Consider the following 7848-nt stretch of genomic DNA (forward strand, 5'->3'; position numbering starts at 1 on the left):
CATGCGGCGCACCGCCGTACAAGACAGGTCACCTCGTGCACCGCGAGGCTGCGGATATGCGTTTCGACACGAAGATCGGCATCGTGGTCCGGGAGGATCTGGCCGTCTGGCAGAAGCTCAACGTGACCGCGTTTTTGGCGAGTGCCGTGGCCGGCGGGGCCGATGACGTCATAGGCGAGCCGTACACGGACGGCTCCGGCAACGCCTACCTCGCGATGTTCCGCCAGCCGGTGCTCATCTACTCCGCCGACGCCGAGGGACTCACCAGCGTCCACACCCGCGCCCTCAGCCGAGGGCTCGCCACAGCGGTCTACATCGAGGAGATGTTCAAGACCGGCCACGACGAGGACAACCGCGCCGCCGTCCAGGCCGTCCCCGCCGACGCCCTGAACCTCGTCGGCCTGGCCATCTACGGCCGCCGCAACGCCATGGACAAAACCCTCAAGGGCCTACCCCTGCACCCCTGATCAACGAGCCCCAGCCTCCCGAGCCGACTACCGAGTACCCGAAGCCCAACCAGCTCTCCGGGATCGAACTCCACCCTGAACGGCTCGGCCGGCGACAGGCCCGGCCGAGCCTCGGCCACCGGCTCGCACGTCCCGTCACGCTCGCCGAACACCTCGACCAGAGGCATCGCGCCATCCCCGTGCAGCTCGACACGCATGAAGACCGGCACCCCGGCCGGCCTCCGCGTATGACGGGCTTCACCACATAATCGCGCTTCTTGTTCCCAGGGCTGACGGTCTCGACGGCCATGAAGACATCGTCGGAGTACAGCACGACGGCCCCCAGCGACGATCGGCTCCGCCCTGCCGACCACGACACCATTCGGCATAGTCACTACTGGAGATCCCGCGAAATGACTACCAGGTCTCTGGCAAACTGCAGAGCAGGATGTCCGCGGATTTCTGGCTGGCGAGGTCAGAAGATATGTCGGATCAGATTCGGCGGCGGTTGAAGGCTCGAATCGAACGCGCCGTCGGCGCTTACCGTGTCGTCATCGTGGGTGGCCCTCGCCAGGTTGGCGAGACGACCTTGGCCAAGGAGTTGCTGGGGACCCGGGGGACGTTCAAACAGTTGGGCAGAGACGGGACGCGGGCGAGGATGCCGAGCTATGGGACTCCATAGCCGGTGACGGCATTCCCGATGCGACGCGGTGACGTCTACTGGGTCAACTTGGTCATGGTGAAAGGCTCAGAAGCCAACAAGACCCGCCTGGGCGTCACCGTGAGCAATGACGCGGCCAACCGTGCCGTAACACGCAGCGGCCGGGGCGTGGTGACGGTCGTCCCCATCACCTCTAATGTCGATCGCGTATTTTCCTTCCAGGTTCTGCTACCTGCCGGCGAATGCGGGCTCGGCGTCGACTCGAAGGCGCAGGCCGAACAGCTCCGAGCAGCCGCCGTCGACCGGCTCGGCACCCGGATCGGGGCTCTCCACCCCACGACCCTGGACAAACTGGACAGCGCCCTTCGCACCCATTCGCCCTCTGACGTCGATCACCGCGCGCAAATCCGCTGTCCTTTGTAAGCCGAGAAGTTTCGCAGGCGCTCGCCCTGGAAGGTCTCTTCTCCAGACTGAGAGCAGGAGACCGCGCTGCGACGCGTCCCCACCTCGCCATCAGACGGCCGGATGCGGGGAGACGTTCGTGGAGTTCGTGTCTGTCGTCGAAGCGGCGGGGAAGGCCGTCGACCTCGTCGGCGTGGGGATCATCGTCGTCGGGGCACTGCTGGCGAGCGGTGTCTTCGGCCACGAACTACTACACCGCCGACCGCCTCACGACGCCTACCGGCGCTACCGCCAGACCCTCGGCCGGGCGATCCTGCTGGGCCTGGAATTCCTCGTCGCCGGAGACATCATCCGCACAGTGGCCATCTCCCCCACCTTCCAGAGCGTCGGCGTCCTCGCCGCCATCGTCCTGGTGCGAACCTTCCTCAGCTTCTCCCTAGAGGTAGAACTGGAAGGCCACTGGCCCTGGCGCCTTAGGCGTGAGTTGCCCCGATCATGACCCTCACATCTCCAGTCATCATGCCGCTATCGGCGAGCTACCTCGTCTTCTCCGGCTTCCGAGTCGTGGCGATCGAGGTCAAGACGACCTTCACGGTCACCGGCAAGGTGATTCGCCGAACTCGTCTTTGGAAGAGATGCACGGCGTCGCGCTACCACCGCCGTCGATCAACTCGACCCGCAGGGTTCCGCCGACGTCCAGTACGACGACACCGACCGAGCCGTCCTTCCCACTGGAGGTGTGGCGGATGCTGTTGCCGACGAGTTCGCTGAACAGCAGCTGGGCTCGAGTCGCATGCCCGTAACGCTCACCCAGAAGCTTGCGAATGAACCATCGGACTTCGGCGAGGTGCCCCACGAGATACACCGGACCGCCATCCAGCTAGTCCAGCTTTGCGTAAGGAATCCCATTGAGTTGAGTGCTCCGTGGCCACAGGGACGGTTCACATGGACCTATGCCGTAGTCTTCGCAGTTCTCTTTGATGTTCACTATGTACATGGTTTTGACATGGCTCTTACTCAGAAGCCGACCCAGCAGAATTGGATTTGCATCCACTTCGACGTACCCGTAGATATTCCCTGCTCTTGCCACCTTTGAGACCCTGTCCAGGCTTAGCCCGAACTGCTGCAACAGGAAGTCGTCCTCGGGGCGAAGCGAGGCGACCCAGGAACGGAATGTTCTGGTGATGGAGAAACTGTCGCTATCGCAATTATGACAGAACATGGGGCTTTTGGAGTCCCAATATATGGGCACCTTTCCCTTAGCAGGAGAGAAAAGCGCGTTGGCAAAATGCAGGTAACCTCCCCGTCGGATCTCATCGGCTTTCATTGGTCTCTTCAATTCCACGACCGCAGTCACCGATCTGGTTCGCCCAGCACTCTTCAGCACGTCTTCTACATTCTTCTTTGACGGGGCATCGTTCCCTGGCATACCGATGCGGGAGAGAGCTTGAGTCAAGACTGCGGCACCTTGCGGCTTGGACTCGGAGCCATAGAGGGCTCTAGACATGTCAATTGACTTCCGGTCGCTAGGGCTTGAGAAGTAAATCCGCCCAGACTTGCCGTCCTGCCGGATCGCTAATTTCACCCGCTGATCCTCCCCAGAGTGTAATCGCCAAATTGGTTCGAGGTCTACCTGGACCGCCATCTCATCTGCAGAGCGTACGGCCGGGTAATCCCCAAGGGATACGGAGTAATCGGGATTAGTCACCCTGAACGCATTTGCTGCCACATATCCGTACCGCTCAATATCAGCATAATGATAGTTGCGGTGCGATTGGTTCGCCTGCCGCGGCGCTGCTGTAGTTTCGCTGCAACCCGCAAGAAACGTACCGAACATCGCGATAAGTGCAACGACACGCACGATTTGGGGCATTGTCTTCTCCGTTGCCAATGAGCAGTGGTGACCTGGGCAGTGAAATGCCCAGGCCAGAAGCTGGCGTTGGTGTTGAGCACGGGTTTCGCTGTCGCAGCGTAAGCGTCATTCGCGTTTTCGTACGCGTCGTTCACTAAGGTCAGGCCGTTACCGAGTTGCCCGACTTGGTGGGTCGCGGGACCGTAGATGGTGGCGGGCAGATTATGTCCAGAGGAGTCGGCCGCGATTGTTCCGGTCGCCTCATCGAGCTTCCAGTACGCCGCCTCGCCGGTCGGCACCGCCGGCGGGGCTGCCATGGTGGAGTCGTTGACCGAAACCGTGTAGTCAAGCTTCGTCCCTTCGGCCACGCTGGACTTGAAGCCGACCTTGACGTTCGTGCTGCGGGCGACCGCGTCATGCCGTCCATGGAGTCGATCGACTCGGCGGTGACTGTGGGGATCTCGGGCGGCAACATGTAGGTGACGGTGAGTTTGGGCGGCTTCGCACCTGTGCCGGTGGTTTCGGCGGAGTGGAAGAGCGCGGTGCCGTTTTGGCCCCACGTCATCGACTCGTTGACGCCTCGGATCTGCAGCCCGTGGTTCGGTGCCCCTCCCGCCCACGACGAGGCGATGGTGGTGACCGACCAGGTGAAGGGCTTCGGGTCGCTCCAGTTGGAGGGGCAAAGCTGGAGCTGCGATCCGGTTTCGTCCACCCCTGGCATGTGAGTCCAGTCGACTGCTCCCGGCTGCCAGGCTGAGGTGAGTCGAGACACTTTCAGGCCGTTCAGCCAGAAGTTGCATCCGAGCGTCTCTGTCGCCCAGAGGTCCAGCCGCGCGTCTCCGATGGCTCGCCCGGCGATCGGGGCGGTGTCGAACTTGAGCAGAGCTCTGTAGTACTCGATGGCTTTGTCGCCACTTGTCCGTACGGTGGACTCCCCACCGACTTTCAGGAGGGTCGCGTTGGGTTCGTCGTAGCCTCCCCACGAATAGGTCGGCTTGGAGTGCACGTAGGTGTCGCTCAGCAGGGTGAGTGTGGTGGTCGGGTCGACCGTGACCGGATACTTGGTCGCCGGGTCTGCGAGGAACTTGGCATCCGGCTCGAGGACCAGTATCTGCTTGCCGGCTTCGGTGATCACCCGCGTACTGATCTTCCCCAGCCGGTGTTGCGTGGGGGTCTTGCCATCCTTGCTGGCAGTTTGGGGGCTGCTGTCCAACATGAGCGGCGCGGGTGCCTGGGCAATGGTCTTGCCTGAACTGTCTGACAAGCGCAGGCGGCCGTTGGTACTCGCGCTGAACTTCAGTCCGTCGGTCTGCACCGGGAGGCGGAACTCCGTCGGGCCGCTCGGCTTTGAGCGCAACACCACGTCGTGCCGGAACCCGGTGGGCAGGGCTCTGACCACGAGATCCGCGCCGGGTCCTGCCGCGTCACCGTACGTCGCCACATCTCCGGTGACTACCGGTTTGGGCAGCGACTCTGGCCAGTCCAGCGAGAAGCTCTGTCCCTTCTCGCGTTCCAGGGACGCGAACGGGCGGTCCTGGCCACCAGCCGAGAATTCCACTCCGCCCTTGGCGACCTTCGGTCTGAGCACACCGTCATGCTCCACAAGGGTGGTGTCTATCCAGGCCCATGAGCCATCTGGCTGCTTTGACATCCTATGGAGAGGCCCTAGATCTTTCCTTCGGCCTTAAGGGCTCTTATCTAGAAGGCTCCGCGCATAGAGGTCTCGGTGACGTGCATTACTTTACCGGGGATCTGCCTGGGGCCGAAAGCCGTTGGAGAAAGGCGCTGGCGATTCTCTCGTCGAAAAATTTTCACCGAGGCTGGAAAAATATCCGCCAAGCTTGGCGAACTCGCCGACATCCAAATCGAATACCCCCTAGCCAAGTACATGACATAGACCCGCACATGGCGATGGAAGAGGCGATACCACCGACCGTCTCCTGCCTCGGGCAGAGTGACGGCTTCCGGCCGACGATCGTCCCGGTTCTCCGGGGGGGGAGGGGGGACGGTTTCGGCACCGCCCCGGTCTCAGAAGTTGAAGACGGCGCCGGTGTAGGCGTGGAGTTCACAGGAGTTGCCGAAGGTGCGTTCGAAGTAGAGGTGGTGGCCGTCCCACATGCCGGAGGCGGAGACCGTCATCGGCTCGTAGCGCTTCGCGCAGGCGGTGTCCGACGAGATCTTCAGGTCGCCGAGGTCGCCCTTGACCGGTTCGAGCAGCCGGCAGGCCTCGGTCGCGCGGGGATGCGTGCCGCCGGGCGCAGCGCACTGCAGGAGCACGACGCGGTCCGAGGGCGTGGCCGACTCGCCCTTGGCGATCGTGAGCAGGAGCGCCCGGCTTATCCCCCTGACCGGATGCCACGCCGCCGAGTGCGCGGCCGGCCCGCCGGGGAACGGCCTCGGGATCGAAGCGACGCCCGCGCCCGCCGATGGGGCCGTCACTCCCACGGACAGGGCCACCCCCAGCGACACGACCACCCCCAAGGCCAGGCCCGCCCGCAGGGGCAGGCCCGCCCGCAGTGGCAGACGCACTCCCGGAGGCAGGACCGCTCCCGGAGGCAGGGCCGTGCAGGTCAGGACGGTGAAGAGGCGTCGCATGTGAATCCCCCGATTTCGCATGGCGTGGAACGGTAACCCACCTTCCGCGTACGCAGTCGCCGATCAAGCGCCCGACCTTGATCGAAGAGCGGAGTTAGACGTACCAGGTATCTCTCCGGTTCCACCGGTTTCATAACAAGCCGGTAACGGACCTCCATTTTTGTCCGCTTTGGGACCTAGTGACCAAGATCGCCGGAGTACGGTCTGTGCTGTCTCTTTACGTACGCGTGGGACCTTCCCGGGCATCCCATGACAAAGAAGGAGCTCAATGAACACCCGAGCAAAGCGCCTCATCCTCCCTGTCGGTGGTGCGATCGTCGCCACCAGCATGATCGGCGCGACCCTCACCACCGCCGCCAGCGCGCAGGCCAAACCGACTCCCCTCAAGTCGGGCTCGCTGGCCAACGGGACCGACGCGAAGGCCATCGCGGGGTCCTGGACGCCCACCAAGCTCAAGGCGGCGAAGAGCTACCTCGAGGACTCCTCGCTCTCCGGCAAGTTGAAGAAGAGCACGAGCAAGGCCTCCGCCGACGGCAAGGCCGGCTCGATCGCGCCGACCGGCGCCGGAGGCAAGACCGCCGGCATGTCGAAGAACGTCAACCTCCCCACGAATGTGGGCAAGGTGTTCTTCCAGGTCGACGGCAAGCCGTACTGGTGCTCCGGCACCTCGGTGCAGTCGAAGTACCGCAACCTCGTCGCCACGGCGGGCCACTGCGTGTACGACACCGACAAGAACACCTACGTCGACAACTTCGTCTTCATCCCCGGTTACTACCAGGGCAAGGCGCCGTGGGGCATCTACGTCGGCGCGAAGGTCAACCTCCACGACGACTTCACGGTCTACGAGGACTACGACTACGACTATGCCTTCGTCAACGTGTACAACGGCGTCAAGCAGACCGGCGAGAAGATCGTCGCCAAGAACGAGTACGACGCGTACAAGGGTCCCAAGTGGGCCAAGGACGAAGAGATCACCAAGGACGAGTACCAGAAGAAGGTCGACGAGAAGGGCGGCGAGACCGCCGACGCCTGGTCGAAGTCCACTGGTTCTGAGACCGTCCTCCCGTGGGGCACCGCCGGCGGCCAGCGCGTCGTCAAGGAGGTCACCAAGGACGAGTACGACAAGGCTCCCGCGGCCGACGCCAAGGTGAACTACGCCAAGGCGCCGGGCAAGACCGCCACGGAGATCGTGGACGAGGTCACGTACAACAAGTACACCGGCCCCGGCTACAAGAAGATCGTCGACTCGGCCTACACCATCACCCACTACTACGTGAAGTACTGGGTGAAGAAGACCACCACGGTCAAGTACTACAAGACGGTCTTCCACATCAAGACGTTCGTGGACGCCGGCCGTCTCGGCGACAACGTCGGTGGCCAGGGCTTCACCTGGAACCGGAGCACGAAGGCGAAGCAGTTCAGCTTCGGCTACCCGACCGCCGCGCACCTCGACGGCAACAAGGCCTACACCGGCGAGACGATGAAGTGGTGCTACGGCCAGACAGCCGCCGCTCCCGCCGTCGCCAAGTACAAGGCCGAGGAGCAGCTCGCCATCAAGTGCGCCTTCACCCCGGGCGCCACCGGCGGCCCGTTCCTGATCGTGTACAAGAGCAGCACGCGTACCGGTTACCTCAACGGTGTCGTCAGCCTGACCCTGGACACCGACGGCAACGGCCGCTACGACCACATCACCACGCCGTACTTCAACAGCGACACCTACGGCATCTACAAGTACGCCGCCAACCTGTGGACCGGGAAGCTTACGACCAGCTGACGAATGCCGCGGCAGGGTAGGGGGCCCGAGGGCGGGTCCGAGCGCATGCGCAAGGTGATCAACAAGATGGTCACCGAGGAAGACCTGATCCGCACCGTCACCACGGCGTACAGCCAGG

General features: G+C 63.2%; 8 protein-coding genes. 4 read left to right on the forward strand and 4 right to left on the reverse strand.

The window, feature by feature from the left end; translation table 11 throughout:
- Positions 1 to 56: 56 nt before the first annotated feature.
- The 3 genes from AB0B89_RS08390 to AB0B89_RS08400 all read left to right on the forward strand — a co-directional run bounded on the left by AB0B89_RS08390 (position 57) and on the right by AB0B89_RS08400 (position 2008).
- A complete protein-coding gene (locus AB0B89_RS08390) occupies positions 57 to 467 on the forward strand; it encodes a DUF2000 domain-containing protein (RefSeq protein ID WP_358549966.1) in 411 nt (136 codons plus the stop codon).
- Between the two features lie 664 nt (positions 468 to 1131).
- Entirely contained in the window at positions 1132 to 1530 is a 399-nt protein-coding gene (locus AB0B89_RS08395; RefSeq protein WP_358549968.1) for a type II toxin-antitoxin system PemK/MazF family toxin, read from the forward strand.
- Positions 1531 to 1648: 118 nt separating this feature from the next.
- Complete coding sequence (locus tag AB0B89_RS08400; protein WP_358549970.1) at positions 1649 to 2008, forward strand: DUF1622 domain-containing protein; 360 nt, start codon at positions 1649 to 1651, stop codon at positions 2006 to 2008.
- A 96-nt stretch (positions 2009 to 2104) separates the two neighbouring features.
- Here the strand turns inward: AB0B89_RS08400 and AB0B89_RS08405 are convergent, their stop codons facing one another.
- The 4 genes from AB0B89_RS08405 to AB0B89_RS08420 form a co-directional block, all read right to left on the reverse strand.
- Positions 2105 to 2365: a hypothetical protein gene (locus tag AB0B89_RS08405; RefSeq protein WP_358549972.1), complete on the reverse strand. Its 261-nt coding sequence runs from the start codon at positions 2363 to 2365 to the stop codon at positions 2105 to 2107.
- Between the two features lie 24 nt (positions 2366 to 2389).
- Entirely contained in the window at positions 2390 to 3382 is a 993-nt protein-coding gene (locus AB0B89_RS08410) for a hypothetical protein (protein ID WP_358549974.1), read from the reverse strand.
- 139 nt (positions 3383 to 3521) lie between these two features.
- Positions 3522 to 4949, reverse strand: coding sequence for a DNRLRE domain-containing protein (locus tag AB0B89_RS08415; RefSeq protein ID WP_358549976.1), 1428 nt, complete (start codon positions 4947 to 4949; stop codon positions 3522 to 3524).
- A 440-nt stretch (positions 4950 to 5389) separates the two neighbouring features.
- Positions 5390 to 5956, reverse strand: a complete 567-nt coding sequence (locus tag AB0B89_RS08420; protein ID WP_358549978.1) for an SSI family serine proteinase inhibitor — start codon at positions 5954 to 5956, stop codon at positions 5390 to 5392.
- Between the two features lie 268 nt (positions 5957 to 6224).
- Between AB0B89_RS08420 and AB0B89_RS08425 the strand changes: the two genes are divergently transcribed.
- Complete coding sequence (locus AB0B89_RS08425; protein ID WP_358549980.1) at positions 6225 to 7730, forward strand: hypothetical protein; 1506 nt, start codon at positions 6225 to 6227, stop codon at positions 7728 to 7730.
- The last annotated feature ends 118 nt before the right edge of the window (positions 7731 to 7848 follow it).

The organism is Sphaerisporangium sp. NPDC049002 (assembly GCF_040649355.1).
Taxonomy (GTDB): Bacteria; Actinomycetota; Actinomycetes; order Streptosporangiales; family Streptosporangiaceae; genus Sphaerisporangium.